Consider the following 13187-nt stretch of genomic DNA (forward strand, 5'->3'; position numbering starts at 1 on the left):
CGACAAGGCCACGTCTCGAACAGGCCACGTCTCGATCAGGCCATGTATCTAATAGCTGAAATGATTGACACTGAACTATCTTCTTGGCAAGAGGCTGCGGAGAAAGGTTCCGAAGTGATGCGTCATGTGATCGACCAGGCCGCCGCTTGGCAGGCCGACGGGGTCCGCTTCGCGCTGGCCACGGTGGTCCGCACCGCGGGCTCGGCCCCGCACCCGGCGGGCACCTCGATGCTGGTGGCCGCCGACGGGCGGGTCGTCGGCAGTGTCTCCGGCGGCTGCGTGGAGGCGACGGTGTGCGCGGTCGCGGAGGACGTGCTGGCCGGTGCGGGACCGGCCCGGGAGACGTACGGGGTGAGCGACGACGACCCCTTCGCGGTCGGGCTGACCTGCGGTGGAACGATCGAGGTGACGGTCCGCGAGGTGACCGCGGACAGTCCGCTCGGGCGGGTGGCGGCGGATGTCGCGGCCCGGGTGCCGGTGGCGCTCGTGACACCGCTCGACGGGGCCGGCGCGGGCCTCGCGGTCGGCGCCGCGGGGGTCTCGGGATCGCTCGGCGACCCGCGTCTGGACCGGGCCGCGCGGGACGCCGCCACGGGGCTGCTCGGTCGCGGCGAGAGCGGGATCGTCACGGTCGGCGAGGCGGCGCCGGGCCCCGGCTGCGCGGCGGAACGGGCCCTGTTCGTACGGTCCTTCGGGGTCCCGCCCCGGCTGCTGGTCTTCGGCGCCGTCGACTTCGCGCGGCCGCTGGTGCGGATCGCCGCCCTGCTCGGGTACCGGGCGACGGTGTGCGACGCGCGGCCGGCCTTCGCGACGCCCGCGCGCTTCCCGGAGGCCGCCGAGGTCGTCACGGACCGGCCGCACCACTGGCTCGCCGCGCACGAGGACCTGGTCGACGCGTCGACCGCGATCTGCGTCCTCACCCACGACGCCCGCTTCGACGTGCCGGTCCTGGAACTGGCGCTGCGCGGGCGGGCCGGGTACGTCGGCGCGATGGGCAGCCGGCGCACCCACGAGGACCGGCTCGCGCGGCTGCGGGACGCGGGGCTCGACGCGGGCGCCCTGGACCGGCTGCGCTCCCCGATCGGTCTCGATCTCGGCGGGCGGGGTCCCGAGGAGACGGCCGTGTCGATCGTGGCGGAGATCGTCGCCGCGCGGCGCGGCGGCAGCGGGCGCCCGCTGGGCGAACTCGCGGGGCCGGTGCACGCCCCTCACCCTCTTTTGAACAGTCGTTCCAAAGGTACCGTCGAGTCGGAGTTTTTGAACGTACGTTCATAAATCGCGCACCACGGAACGCTTCGTCTAATGTGGCGACGTGGACGCAGAGCAGGAGAAACCCCCGGAGAACGAGCGGCGGCGCGGCCGCGCCCACGATCCCGAGGGCCATCGCAGGGCCGTACTCGAAGCGGCACGCCGCCTGTTCGCCGCCCACGGGTACCAGGGCGTCAGCATCCGGGCCATCGCCGCCGAGTCCGGGGTGACACCGGGGCTCGTGATGGCCTACTTCGGGTCCAAGGACGGGCTCTTCCGGGCGGTCGTCGGCGAGGGCACGGGGGTCACGGCCCATGTGCTCGACGAGGCGGGCAACGATCCGGCCGGTCTGCCCCAGGCGCTCGCCCACTCCTACCTGGACCGCTGGGACCGCCTCTCCGCACAGGACCCGCTCGCCGCGCTGATCCGCTCGGCGCTCAACCATCCGCCCAGCGCGGAGCAGCTGGCCGAGCTGCTGGAACGTCTGGTGACCGGGCCGCTCACCGGCGTACTCGGCGAGTCGCAGGACGCGCGGGCCCGGATCGGCCTCATCCGCAGCATCCTGTTCGGCGTCATCATGGAGCGCTATCTCTTCGCCCACGAGCCCGCCCGCTCCGTACCCACGGCGGAACTGGAGCCGCTCCTCACGGCGGTGCTCACGGCGGCCGTCGGCGGACCGGAAGCCCCGACGGCTCCCGCACCCGCACCAGCGCGCGCACCCACCCCTGCACCGGCACCGGCACCGGAACCGGCCCCGGCACCCGAATCGGCGCCGTCGGACCACGCCCCCGCGGCCGACGCCGACACCCGGGTCTTCGCCGCCCTCACCGACTGCGCCGCCCGCTACCGCGTCCTGATCGGCCGGGTCGTCAAGCGGCACGGGATCGGCCTCGCCGCGTTCGAGGTGCTCGCCGAGCTGCGCCGGGCGGGCGCCCCCTACCGTCGCACCATGAGCGAACTCGCGGCGGCGGGCGCGGTCCGGGCCGGCGGGATGACCCAGCACGCCGACCGGCTGGCCGGGGCCGGGCTCATCGAGCGCGAGCGCGACGACCGCGACCGGCGCGTGGTGTGGCTGCGGCTGACCCCGGCGGGCCGCGACCTGGTGGACCGGGTCGCCGAGGAACGCCGGGCCGGTGAACGCGAGCTGCTCGACCGGCTGCGCCCTGACGAGCGCCGCCGGCTCGACGTCCTGCTGGGCGCTCTGGGCCGCACCCTGGCCGAGCCCACCGACGCCGGCTGAACCCGCCACCACCCGCCGAAAGGGCGACGGCGCCGGTCCCCCGCACAGGGATCCGGCGCCGCGCCCACAGCATTCACACGATTTACGCGTTGAGGTCCTCCAGCGTCCGCCCCTTCGTCTCGACGGCGAACAGTGCGATCACCGCGCCGACCACGGCCACGCAGGCGAGTTGGGCGAAGACGAGGGAGAGGCTGCCGCCCGCGCCGAGGATCGCGCCGACCGTGATCGGGCCGAGGATCACCCCGAGCCGGTTCCACAGGCCGCCGAACGCCGCGCCCCTGGCCCGGTTGGACGTCGGGTACAGCTCCGGCGAGTAGAGGTACAGGCCCGCGTTGATCGCGTAGACGAAGAACGTCGTGCACGAGGCGAACACGGCGACCTGGAGCCCCGAGGTGACCCCGGTGAGGGCGAGGATGCCGAGCGCGAGCGCGGTGCCGCCCAGCGCGGCGACCAGCGCGGGGCGCCGGCCGACCCGGTCGATGACCAGCGCGACGACGAACGTGCCGACGAGCCCGGTGAGGTTGCTCAGGAGCGTGTAGACGAGCGCCGTGGTCAGGTCCAGGCCGAAGTTCTTCGTGTACAGCGACGGCAGCCACGTGGAGATGCCGTGATTGACGTAGTACGCGACGAACCACAGGCCCGACAGGACGGCGGTGCGGCGCAGATACCGGCCGGTGAACAGGTCGCGCAGCCGGCCCCGCGTCACTTCCTCGGCGGGGGCGGCGGACGGCCGGGGCAGCGGCTCGCCGACCGCCTGTTCGACCTCCGCCTCGATCCGGGCGATGACCTGTTCGGCCTCCTCGACGCGGCCCTGCGACAGCAGCCAGCGCGGCGATTCCGCGACCTGCCGGGGCAGCAGGACCGCGACCAGGACGGGCAGCGCGCCGAGCACGAACATCGCACGCCAGCCGAGGTTCGGCACGACCCACACGGCGACGAGGCTGGCCGCCGCGAGCCCGGCCGGAAAGATCATCTCGTAGAGCAGGACGAAACGGCCGCGCTTGTCGGAGCGGGAGATCTCGTTGATGTACGTGGCCGCGACCGGGACGACGCCGCCGATACCGAGACCCTGGACGAACCGGAAGAGGGAGAACAGTTCGATCCCGTTCGCCAGCGCGACGGCGAGGCTGGCGACGCCGGTGATCCCCACGCCGAGGGCGACGGTCCGCACCCGGCCGATCCGGTCGCCGAGCCAGCCCGCGACCAGCGCGCCGAACAGCATGCCGATGGAGCCGGCGGTGACCGCGAAGGTCGCCTGCCCGGTCGAGAGGTGCCAGTCCTTGGTCAGGACGGGCAGGGCGGAGGCGGCCAGGAGCTGGTCGAAGGCCTCGAAGAACGTCACGGCGCCGATCAGGAATCGGACCTTGACGTGCCAGCGGGAGTGCGGCAGCCGTTCGAGCCTGGCCGCGATCGAGCCGAGGCCCTGTGTGCCGGCCACAGTCGTCATAGAGGGGGTCCTTCCGCGAACACGCGAAGCAAGGGAGTTCCGCAGACAGTAGGAGCCGACACCTAAGCGGTCAATGGTTAGGCACTTAGACATGTAGAGAGTGACGTCACCGTCACCTGCGCGTAACTGACGCTGTACAGCGGGGAGTCTGCCGAGAAGGGCCGCAGGGAGGCGGGGTCTTGCGGAGAATCATTTAAGCGCTTAGATTTCTAGCACTTCAGCGATTCCGCGCCTGCTCCACCTTCTTCGCCTTCTCCACGTTCTCCACCTTCTCCGCCCTCTCCGCTCTGGAGGTACCGCCGTGCCCCACCTGCACCCCCACCCCGAGATCCTCGTCGCGGGCCGGTGGCGACGCGGCGGCGGCGAGCCCGTCGAGACCATCGACCCGGCCACCGGGAAGGTGCTCGCCACGGTGCACTCCGCGTCGGCCGACGAGGTCGACGAGGCGGCGCGGGCGGCGGCGCGCGCCGTGGCCGACCCGGCCTGGCGCGACCTGCTCCCCCACCAGCGGGCCCGACTCCTGCACCGCATCGCGGAGTTGACCGAGGAGGCGGCCGACGAACTGGCCGCGACGCAGACCGCCGACACCGGCAAGACGCTCACCGAGACGAAGGCGCTGGCGCTCAGCGCGGCCGGCACGTTCCGCTACATGGCGGCCGCGCTGGAGACCGCCGAGGACACTCTCACCCCCGCGCGCGGCGCTTACGTCACGATGAGCGTGCACGAGCCGATCGGTGTCGTCGGCGCCGTCAACCCCTGGAACTCGCCGGTCGCGAGCGACGCGCAGAAGATCGCCCCGGCCCTCGCTGCGGGCAACGCCGTCCTGCTCAAGCCGGCCGCCTGGACCCCGCTCGTCTCCCTCGCGCTGGGTCGCCTCATCACCCGCGCGCTCGAAGAATTCGGCCTGCCCACCGCCCTGTTGTCGGTACTGCCCGGCAGCGGCCGGGTGGTCGGTGACGCGGTGGTGCGGCATCCGCTGGTCGGCCGGATCGGGTTCACGGGCGGCACGGAGACCGGCCGTTCCATCGCGGAGATCGCCGCCCGCAAGCTCATCCCGGCCTCGCTGGAGCTGGGCGGCAAGTCGCCGACGATCGTGCGGGCCGACGCCGACCTCGAACAGGCCCTGGCGGGCGTGATGTTCGGGATCTTCTCCTCCAGCGGGCAGTCCTGCATCGCCGGTTCGCGGCTCTTCGTGGCGCGTGAGATCCACGACGCGTTCGTCACCGAACTCGTCGCCCGCGTACGGAAACTGCGGGTCGGTCCGGGCACCGCGCCGGACACCCAGGTGGGTCCGCTCGTCCATCACCGGCACCGGGACTCGGTCGCCGCGTACGTGGACCTGGCCCGCTCGGAGGGCGCCGAGGTGCTGTGCGGCGGCGCCGCGCCCGAAGGGCCCGAGTACGCCGACGGCGCCTACTACCTGCCGACCGTCCTGGCCGGACTGCCGAACTCGGCGCGCGCCTGCCAGGAGGAGATCTTCGGCCCGGTCCTGGTGGTGCTGCCGTACGACGACGAGGACGACCTGGTCGCGCAGGCCAACGACTCCGTGTACGGGCTCGCCTGCGGGATCTGGACCCGGGACCACCGGGCCGCCTGGCGGCTCGCCCGCCGGATCGACGCGGGCACCGTCTGGATCAACACGTACAAGCAGTTCAGCGCCTCCACCCCGTTCAGCGGGATGAAGGACAGCGGACTCGGCACGGAGAAGGGCCGGGACGCCATCCGCGCCTACCAGCGCCAGAAGTCCCTGTACTGGGGCACCTCAGACGCCCCGCTGCCCTGGGCCAACTGACCACCCCTCCCCCGGAGTTCCCATGTCCCACCCGCACCCCCCGATCGCCCGGCTGCGCGCGCTGCGCTCCGTCGAACTGCTCACCCCCTCCTTCACGGAGGCCACCGACTTCTACGAGGACGCGTGGGGCCTGGAGGTCGTCGAGTCCGAGCGCGGCGCGAGCTGGCTGCGCGGCACCGGCGACGAACACCACGCCCTCCAGCTGACCCGCTCCGAGCGCACCGGCCTCGGCCGCCTCGTGTTCGCCGTCGCCACCCCCGCCGAGATCGACGAGGCGGCCCGGCGGCTCGAAGCGCGCGGCATCAAGCCCGTCGCCGGTCCGGGGCCGCTGGACCAGGTCGGCGGCGGCTACGGCCTGCGCTTCCACGACCACGAGGGCCGGCTCGTCGAGCTGTCCGCCGACACCTGGGCGGTCGCCCCGCGCGGCCGGGACGCCGCGATCCCGGTCGGCGTCACCCACACCGTCCTCAACACCCCGGACATCGACGCGGCCGTCGCCTTCTACCGCGATGTGCTCGGTCTGCGCGTCTCCGACTGGTCCGAGCACCAGATGGCGTTCCTGCGCTGCAACGCCGACCACCACTGCATCGCGTTCAACCAGGCCGAGTGGGTCTCCCTCAACCACGTGGCCTACGAGATGAGTTCGGTCGACCACTTCATGCGCGGCCTGGGCCGCCTGCGCCACCACGGGATCGTCCCGCAGTGGGGTCCGGGGCGGCACGGGCCCGGCAACAACACCTTCTCCTACTTCACCGATCCGACCGGCCTGGTCTGCGAGTACACCTCCGAGGTCGCCCAGGTCGTGGAGGACCGGTGGATCGCCAAGGTGTGGCGGCGGGTGCCCGAGCTGTCCGATCTGTGGGGCACGGCCGGGCCGCCGTCGAAGGAGATCCGCTGTCACATGGCCGGCAACCCGGAAGGACCCCTCGCATGACCAGCACACCGAAAGTGACCGGCACACCGAGGGTGACCGGCACACCGAGGGTGACCGGCACACTGAAGGTCGGCCTCGTCGGCTGGGGCGCCATCGGCCGCGTCGTCGGCACCGCTCTCGCCGAACAGGGCGTACAGGGCGCGGAGTTGACGTGCATCGTCGACAACCGGCCGCTCGGCGAGGCGGCGCCCGCGCCGCAGGTCACGTTCGAGGAGGCCATCGACGCCTGCGATCTGATCGTGGAGGCGGCGGGCCAGGGTGTCGTACGGGAGTGGGGCGAGCGCGTCCTCACTTCCGGCACCGATCTGCTGGTGGCGTCCACCGGGGCGCTGACCGACGACGAGCTGGCCAAGCGGCTGCTCGCCGCCGGTCCGGGCCGGGTGTACTTCACCGGCGGCGCGGTCGGCGGCCTCGATCTGCTCCAGGCCGTGCGCGCCCTGGGCCCGCTGGACGACGTACGGCTCACCACCACCAAGCTGCCCTCGACCCTCGAACAGCCGTGGATGGACGCTGAGTTGCTGGACCGGATGCGTGCGGCGTCCGGGCCGGTCGAGGTGATGAGCGGGACGGCGCGCGACGTGCCGGTGAAGTTCCCCAAGTCGACGAACGTCGCGGCGTCCGTCGCGCTCGCCGTCGGCGACCTGGACGCTGTGCGGGTCCGGGTCGTCGCCGATCCGGGGGCCACTCTCACCCGGCATGTCGTCGAGGCCTCCGGGGAGCACGGCGCGTACCGCTTCGAGGTGGCGCACCGGCCCGACCCGGGCAACCCGGCGACCAGTCAGGTCGTGCCGTACGCGGTGCTGCGCTCGCTGGCGGCGCTGGCCGGACGGTCGGGGCAGATCCTGTGACCGTCCACCTGGAGACCGCGGGAGAAGCCGGCCCCCTGCTGCTCTGTCTGCACGGCATCGGCTCCTCGTCGGTGGCGTTCGCCCCGCAGCTCGCCGAACTCTCCGCACATGTACGGGTCATCGCCTGGGACGCGCCCGGGTACGGCAGGTCCGACGACCCGGACGGGCCGCTGGACCTGGACGGGTTCGCGGACGCCGCCGCCGACGTGATCCGGTCGCACGGCGCCTCGGCCCATGTGCTCGGGGTCTCGTGGGGCGGCGTGATCGCGCTGCGGCTCGCCACCCGCCACCCGGACCTCGTCGACTCCCTGATCGTCGCCGACTCCAGCGCGGGCTCCGGCACCGACGAGGCGAAGTCCGCCGGGATGCGGGCGCGCGCCGCCGAGCTGGCGGAGGTCGGAGCGCGGGCCTTCGCCGAGAAGCGCGGCCCGCGCCTCGTCTCCGACCTGGCCCCCGCCGCGCTCGTCGAGCGGGTCGTCGCCACCATGGCCGGCTCGGTGCGACTGCCCGGCTACGGGTACGCCGCCGAGTCCATGGCCGGCGCCGATCTGCGCCCCGAACTGTCCGCCGTCGCCGCGCCCACGCTCGTCGTGTGCGGCGACCGCGACACGGTCACCGGCGTCGAGGCCTCCCAGGTACTCGCCGGGGGCCTGCACAAGACCGCCTACGTGATCGTCAAGGACGCCGGTCACCTGGCCAACCAGGAACAGCCCGGGCGGTTCAACGCCTGGGTCCTGTCCCATCTGCACATCGTCACCAACTCCCGCACGCAGCGGGCACGGAAGGGCTGATCAGCATGCCTCTGACCACCACCGAGTACGACAACGACGGCGACCTCGGCGCGTACACCGACTCCCTCATCGCCACGAAGGAGTCCCGGATCGCGGACTTCGACACCCTGTCCTTCCAGGAGAAGGCGGGCAAGCAGTTCCGGCGTGGCCAGATCCGCTACGTGGGCTCCGGCGCGACCGGCAACCACGAGGGCGACAAGCGGATCCTCCCGTCCGGCGGCTTCACGTTCTCCAACATGCTGCTGCAGCCCGGCGCCGAGGGCCCGGCCCACACCCACCACGACGTGGAGGAGGCGTTCTTCGTCCTGGAGGGCCAGGTCCGCGTGGGCATCCACCGCGGCCCGGACGAGGTCGAGTACCGCACCCTCGGCTACCGCGACATGATCGTGGTGCCCGCCGGTGTGACCCGCTCGCTGAAGAACGAGGGCGACACCGACGCCCTGTTCTGCGTCGTCATCGGCACGCAGAAGCCGCAGGTCCCGACGTACCCCGAGTACTCGCCGATGCACGGCGTGACCCGTGACTGATGCCCCTCTGGTCGTCGTGACCGGGGCGGGCCGTGGCCTGGGACTGGCCATGGCCCGCCGGGCCGGCGAGGACGGCTTCCGGGTCGTCGTCGCCGAGGTCGACCCCGAGCGCGGCGACCGGGCCGCGGCCGGGCTGCGGGCCGACGGGATCGACGCGCACTTCGTGCGGTGCGATGTCGCCGACCCGGCCTCCGTGGACCACCTCGCTTGCGCAGTGGGCGATTTGGGGTCGTTGTACGGGCTCGTCAACAACGCCGCGCTCGCCAACGGCGTGGGCGGCAAGGAGTTCCAGGACATCGACATCGCGGCCTGGGACCGGCTGATGACGGTCAACGCGCGCGGCCCGTGGCTCGTCGCGAAGGCCCTGCACCCGCTGTTCGCGGCGGCCGGGCGCATCGTCAACATCGCCTCGGACGCGGCCCTCTACGGCTCCCCGCGGCTCGCGCACTACATCGCCTCCAAGGGCGCCGTCATCGCCCTGACCCGGGCCATGGCGCGTGAACTCGGCCCGCGCGGCATCACCGTGAACGCGCTGGCGCCCGGTCTGACCGAGTGCGAGGCGACCGAGACGGTCCCGGCCGAGCGGCACGGTCTGTACGCCACGAACCGGGCGATCTCCCGCCCCCAGCAACCGGACGACCTGGTCGGGCTCGCCGCCTTCCTCCTCTCCGAGGAGTCCCGCTATCTGACCGGACAGGTGATCGCCGTCAACGGCGGATTCACCATGAACTGATCTACAGGAGAACCGAGTTATGGATCTGGGCCTCGCCGACCGGACCTATGTGGTCACCGGAGGCAGCTCGGGCGTCGGCCTGGCCACGGTCCGCGCCCTGCTCGACGAGGGCGCGAACGTCGCCACGTGCGGGCGCGACGCCGACCGGCTCGCCCGCGTCGGCAGCCACGACCGACTGTTCACCGCCGCCTGCGACGTGCGGGACGCCGACGCCGTACGGGACTTCGTGACAGCCGCCGCGGACGCGTTCGGCGGCCGGCTCGACGGGCTCGTCAACAACGCCGGGCAGTCCCGGATGAAGCGGCTCGACGACACCACCGCCGACGACTGGCGCGACGAGCTGGAGCTGAAGTTCGCGGGCGTCCTCAACCCCCTTCAGGCGGCCCGCAAGCACCTCGGCGCCTCCGACGCGGCGTCCGTCGTCAACGTGAACGCCGTCCTCGCCAAGCAGCCGGAGACGCGCCTGATCACGACGAGCGCCGCCCGCGCCGGCATCCTCAACCTCTCCAAGTCCCTGGCCACGGAACTCGCCGCGGACGGCATCCGGGTCAACTCGGTCTGTCTGGGCCTCGTCGACACCGGCCAGTGGACGCGCCGGCACGCCGCCGCCGACTCCGGTCTGTCCTACGAGGACTGGCAGGCGGAACTGGCCGCGGACCGCGGCATCGCGCTCGGCCGGCTCGGCCGCGCCGAGGAGGTCGCGTACGCGATCCTCGCGCTGCTCTCCCCCCGCGCCTCGTACATCACCGGAACCAGCATCGACGTCTGCGGCGGAGTCGGCCGCGGCATCCTCTGAGGAGCTCGCATGAAGTACGCCGATGGAGGCGCTCTCCTCGTCGCCGTCCTGAAGGAACTGGGCATCGACACGGTCTTCGGGATCGTCTCCGTGCACAATCTGCCGCTGGTCGAGGCCGTCGACCGCGAGCTGCGCTTCGTACCCGTGCGGCACGAGGCGAGCGCCGTGAACGCGGCCGACGCCTACGGGCGGGCCCGCGGTTCGATCGGCTGCGCGCTCACCTCGACCGGGACGGGCGCGGGCAACGCGGCCGGTTCACTGATCGAGGCGCTCGCGTCGGGCACGTCGGTGCTGCACGTCACCGGGCAGGTCGAGTCGCGGTTCCTGGGCAGCGGCCGCGGGTTCATCCACGAGACGAAGGACCAGCTCGGCATGTTGACCGCCGTCTCCGCGCACGCGGCCACGGTGGGCTCCGCCGACGACGCGGGCCGGGTGCTGCGTGAGGCGGCACGTGCCGCGCTGGCCTCACCCGGCGGCCCGGCGAGCGTGGAGTGGCCGATCGACCTCCAGTACGCGGCCCAGACGGACACCGTGAGCGAGGCACCGGCCGCCGTCGCCCCGGTCGCCGACGTCACGGACGCGGCGGCGCTGCTGAGCGCGGCCGAGCGCCCCCTGATCTGGGCCGGCGGCGGCGCCACCCGGGCCGGTGCCGAACTGGCCGCGCTCGTCGAGACGACCGGCGCGGGGCTCCTCACCTCCAACTCCGGGCGCGGCGGCGTCCCCGAGGACCACCCGCAGGTCATCGGCAACTTCGCCACCACGCCCGCGGTGCGTGCCCTGCTCGCCGACGCCGACCTGCTCGTCACGGTCGGCACCCACTTCCGGTCGAACGAGACGGCCGACTACGGGCTCGAACTCCCGGCCGCGCACGTGCAGATCGACATCGACGCGGCCGCGCTCGGCCGCGTCTACCCGGTCGCGCACGCCCTGCACGGCGACGCCGCCGCCACCCTCGGCGCGCTGCTCCCCCACGCCCGGCAGGCCGACCCGGACTGGACGCGCCGCGTCACCCAGGTGCGTACCGACGTGCGCGCGACGCTCCACGACAACATCGGCCCGCAGGCCGCGATCTGCGACGCGCTGCGCGCCGCGCTCCCCCGGGACGCGGTCGTCGCGCGCGACGTCACGATCCCGTCCAGCAGCTGGGGCAACCGCCTCCTGGAGATGTACGACCCGAGGGCGAACGTCTTCCCGCGCGGCGGCGGCATCGGCCAGGGCCTCGGCATGGGCATCGGTGCCGCGCTCGCCGACCCGGAGCGGCCGACGGTGGTCATCGCGGGCGACGGCGGGCTCGCCGTCCACCTCGGTGAACTCCTCACCCTCGCCCAGGAGCGCCCCCGGCTGACGCTGCTGGTCTTCAACGACGGCGGGTACGGCGTGCTGCGCAACATGCAGGACCGGTACGCGGACCGCCGCTCCGGCGTCGATCTGACCACGCCCGACTTCGAACTCCTCGCCCGCGCCTGCCGGTTGCCGTATCTGCGGATCGCGGACGCCGAGCACGCCGCGCCGGTGATCCAGGAGGCCGTGACCTCGGACGGGCCCGTGCTCGTCGAGGTGGACCTGGCGGCGCTCGGCCCGATGAAGAACCCGTTCACCCCGCCCGTGAAGATCCCCGGCACGTAGGGAGGCCCCACCATGACCGACTCCGACCGTCAACTGGAGCTGCTGGTCCGGCGGATGACCTGGGAGGCCGACGGCGTCCTCTCCGTCGAGCTGGTCCACCCGGACGGCAAGCCGCTGCCCTGCTGGGCGCCGGGCGCCCACATCGACGTGCACGTGGGCGGGCAGATCCGGCAGTACAGCCTGTGCGGCGACCCCGCCGTCACCGGCACGTACCGGATCGGCGTGCTCAACGAGCCGTCCTCGCGCGGCGGTTCGCGCCACGTCCACACCGCGCTGCGGCCCGGCCAGAGCGTCACCGCGTCCGAGCCGCGCAACCACTTCGCCCTGGAGGACGCCGGCGGCTATGTCTTCGTCGCGGGCGGCATCGGTGTCACGCCGATCCTCGCCATGGCCCGCGAGGCCGCCCGGCGCGGGGCGCGCTGGCGCCTGGTGTACGGCGGGCGCGGCCGTGCCTCCATGGCCTTCACCGACGAGCTGGCCGCGCTGGGCGGCGACGTGACGCTCGTACCGCAGGACGAGCTGGGCCACATCGACCTGGCGGCCGCGCTCGACGGGCTGTCCGACGACACCCTCGTGTACTGCTGCGGGCCCGAGCCGCTGCTCGCCGCCGTGGAGGCGGTGTGCCCGGCGGAGGTGCTGCGCGTCGAGCGGTTCGCGGCGCCGGTCGTCGAACGGAACGCGGACGACGGGGAGTTCGAGGTCGAGTGCCGCACCTCCGGACTCACCCTCACCGTCGGCGGCGACACGTCGATCCTGGAGGCCGCCGAGCAGGCCGGCCTCGACGTCGCCAGCTCCTGCCGCGACGGCATCTGCGGCTCCTGCGAGACGCGGGTCCTCGACGGCACCGTCGACCACCGCGACTTCCTGCTCTCGGAAGCCGAGCACACCGCGAACGCCTCGATGATGATCTGCGTCTCGCGCTGCGCCGCCGGCTCCCGCCTCGTCCTCGACCTGTAACCCGTACCGGGAGATGCACATGAACACCGACTGGCCGTACCTGGAGATCCACCAGTCCCGCACCCACGAGCCGTCGCCCTACGAGCTGAAGCTGGCCGCCACCCTCGAAGAGGTCTTCACCAAGGACGGCCACGAACTCGCCGACGTCATCCGCGGGCTGAACGCCCGTCAGGTTCCCGCGCCCGACGGCGCCCCGTGGACCGAGGACTCCTTCCGCGCCGAGATGCACCGACTGGGAGCGTGACCGC

General features: G+C 72.9%; 13 protein-coding genes. 12 read left to right on the top strand and 1 reads right to left on the bottom strand.

The window, feature by feature from the left end; all coding sequences use genetic code 11:
* Positions 1-117 precede the first annotated feature (117 nt).
* The gene (locus ACFVDP_RS40380; protein ID WP_383501653.1) at positions 118-1275 is read left to right on the top strand and encodes an XdhC family protein; all 1158 of its coding nucleotides are present in this window, start codon (positions 118-120) and stop codon (positions 1273-1275) included.
* Between the two features lie 37 nt (positions 1276-1312).
* Complete coding sequence (locus tag ACFVDP_RS40385) at positions 1313-2488, top strand: TetR family transcriptional regulator (protein ID WP_383501656.1); 1176 nt, start codon at positions 1313-1315, stop codon at positions 2486-2488.
* Positions 2489-2570: 82 nt separating this feature from the next.
* Here ACFVDP_RS40385 and ACFVDP_RS40390 read toward each other — a convergent pair whose 3' ends face one another.
* The gene (locus ACFVDP_RS40390; RefSeq protein ID WP_383501659.1) at positions 2571-3935 is read right to left on the bottom strand and encodes an MFS transporter; all 1365 of its coding nucleotides are present in this window, start codon (positions 3933-3935) and stop codon (positions 2571-2573) included.
* A 301-nt stretch (positions 3936-4236) separates the two neighbouring features.
* Here ACFVDP_RS40390 and ACFVDP_RS40395 point away from each other — a divergent pair, with 301 nt between their 5' ends.
* Genes ACFVDP_RS40395 through ACFVDP_RS40440 form a run of 10 tightly spaced genes read left to right on the top strand, consistent with a single transcriptional unit; the run spans position 4237 to position 13183 of the window.
* Positions 4237-5727: an aldehyde dehydrogenase gene (locus tag ACFVDP_RS40395; RefSeq protein WP_383501662.1), complete on the top strand. Its 1491-nt coding sequence runs from the start codon at positions 4237-4239 to the stop codon at positions 5725-5727.
* A 22-nt stretch (positions 5728-5749) separates the two neighbouring features.
* The gene (locus tag ACFVDP_RS40400; RefSeq protein ID WP_383501665.1) at positions 5750-6661 is read left to right on the top strand and encodes a VOC family protein; all 912 of its coding nucleotides are present in this window, start codon (positions 5750-5752) and stop codon (positions 6659-6661) included.
* Positions 6658-7509, top strand: coding sequence for an aspartate dehydrogenase domain-containing protein (locus ACFVDP_RS40405; protein ID WP_383501667.1), 852 nt, complete (start codon positions 6658-6660; stop codon positions 7507-7509). Before ACFVDP_RS40400 ends, ACFVDP_RS40405 begins: the two co-directional genes overlap by 4 nt.
* Positions 7506-8300, top strand: coding sequence for an alpha/beta fold hydrolase (locus ACFVDP_RS40410; protein ID WP_383501670.1), 795 nt, complete (start codon positions 7506-7508; stop codon positions 8298-8300). The genes ACFVDP_RS40405 and ACFVDP_RS40410 overlap by 4 nt, the downstream gene beginning before the upstream one ends.
* A gap of 5 nt (positions 8301-8305) precedes the next feature.
* Positions 8306-8827 carry a cupin domain-containing protein gene (locus tag ACFVDP_RS40415; protein ID WP_383501673.1) on the top strand — a complete coding sequence of 174 codons (522 nt, stop codon included), beginning with the start codon at positions 8306-8308 and terminating at the stop codon, positions 8825-8827.
* Positions 8820-9560, top strand: coding sequence for an SDR family oxidoreductase (locus ACFVDP_RS40420; protein ID WP_383501675.1), 741 nt, complete (start codon positions 8820-8822; stop codon positions 9558-9560). The genes ACFVDP_RS40415 and ACFVDP_RS40420 overlap by 8 nt, the downstream gene beginning before the upstream one ends.
* Positions 9561-9579: 19 nt before the next feature.
* Entirely contained in the window at positions 9580-10356 is a 777-nt protein-coding gene (locus ACFVDP_RS40425; RefSeq protein ID WP_383501678.1) for an SDR family oxidoreductase, read from the top strand.
* Positions 10357-10365: 9 nt separating this feature from the next.
* On the top strand, positions 10366-11982 hold the full coding sequence (locus tag ACFVDP_RS40430; RefSeq protein WP_383501681.1) for a thiamine pyrophosphate-binding protein: 1617 nt from the start codon (positions 10366-10368) through the stop codon (positions 11980-11982).
* Between the two features lie 12 nt (positions 11983-11994).
* The gene (locus ACFVDP_RS40435) at positions 11995-12939 is read left to right on the top strand and encodes a PDR/VanB family oxidoreductase (RefSeq protein WP_383501684.1); all 945 of its coding nucleotides are present in this window, start codon (positions 11995-11997) and stop codon (positions 12937-12939) included.
* Positions 12940-12958: 19 nt separating this feature from the next.
* Positions 12959-13183 carry a recombinase-like helix-turn-helix domain-containing protein gene (locus tag ACFVDP_RS40440; protein WP_383501687.1) on the top strand — a complete coding sequence of 75 codons (225 nt, stop codon included), beginning with the start codon at positions 12959-12961 and terminating at the stop codon, positions 13181-13183.
* The last annotated feature ends 4 nt before the right edge of the window (positions 13184-13187 follow it).

Source organism: Streptomyces sp. NPDC057694 (assembly GCF_042799415.1).
GTDB lineage: Bacteria > Actinomycetota > Actinomycetes > Streptomycetales > Streptomycetaceae > Streptomyces.

Coding starts and splice junctions, on each gene's coding strand:
- ACFVDP_RS40400 (WP_383501665.1), top strand. CDS start 5,750: ATGTCCCACCCGCACCCCCCGATCGCCCGGCTGCGCGCGCTGCGCTCC.
- ACFVDP_RS40405 (WP_383501667.1), top strand. CDS start 6,658: ATGACCAGCACACCGAAAGTGACCGGCACACCGAGGGTGACCGGCACA.
- ACFVDP_RS40425 (WP_383501678.1), top strand. CDS start 9,580: ATGGATCTGGGCCTCGCCGACCGGACCTATGTGGTCACCGGAGGCAGC.
- ACFVDP_RS40440 (WP_383501687.1), top strand. CDS start 12,959: ATGAACACCGACTGGCCGTACCTGGAGATCCACCAGTCCCGCACCCAC.
- ACFVDP_RS40380 (WP_383501653.1), top strand. CDS start 118: ATGCGTCATGTGATCGACCAGGCCGCCGCTTGGCAGGCCGACGGGGTC.
- ACFVDP_RS40390 (WP_383501659.1), bottom strand. CDS start 3,935: ATGACGACTGTGGCCGGCACACAGGGCCTCGGCTCGATCGCGGCCAGG.
- ACFVDP_RS40415 (WP_383501673.1), top strand. CDS start 8,306: ATGCCTCTGACCACCACCGAGTACGACAACGACGGCGACCTCGGCGCG.
- ACFVDP_RS40430 (WP_383501681.1), top strand. CDS start 10,366: ATGAAGTACGCCGATGGAGGCGCTCTCCTCGTCGCCGTCCTGAAGGAA.
- ACFVDP_RS40435 (WP_383501684.1), top strand. CDS start 11,995: ATGACCGACTCCGACCGTCAACTGGAGCTGCTGGTCCGGCGGATGACC.